General features: G+C 44.2%; 1 protein-coding gene. It reads right to left on the reverse strand.

The annotated features are described in order from the left end of the window. Window positions 1-545 (reverse strand): DNA topoisomerase (locus tag Q1A70_RS20345; protein ID WP_299695874.1); only part of this gene is annotated, 545 nt, incomplete at both ends.

Below are 545 nucleotides of genomic sequence, written 5' to 3' on the forward strand. Positions count from 1 at the left end.
ACCTTTAGCCCTTCAATATCAAACGTACCGTACAGTTCATAATAATAGCTCTTTTCATGAGCCTGATTAGCCAAGGTACGCTGATTCACCATCCCGATCAAAGAGCTGATGACTCGACCTATGTTGAGCACGTTATCAAACCCTTTCTCTCTGGCTTTGAGAGTGTAAGAGCGCGTTAAGTTGTATCCAAAAGATTGATCAGCAACAGAGCGTGCCAATGCTTTGTTGGTCTGAGGTCTAAATTTCTCATTAGGTTGCATGTTAGCCAGCGCTGCTTTTACGGGCTTATCGTTTAAATCGGCAATCAATAGACGTTGTACGGGCTTCTTGTTACCAACGTGATCTAGAATTTCATCAATGAGCAAGCAGCCTTCAGGATCGGGATCGCCAGCATGAACTATAGTGTCCGCTTTTTTGATGAACCCAATCACCGTATCGAGCTGCTTTTTTGAATCGGGGCGAGGTTTGTATTGCACAGGGAATCGAGTTTTAATCGGTAGGCTATCTAATGTCCAACGTTTGAGACTACTGTCATAGTCTTCGGG

The sequence above is a fragment of the uncultured Vibrio sp. genome, assembly GCF_947488985.1.
Lineage (GTDB): Bacteria > Pseudomonadota > Gammaproteobacteria > Enterobacterales > Vibrionaceae > Vibrio.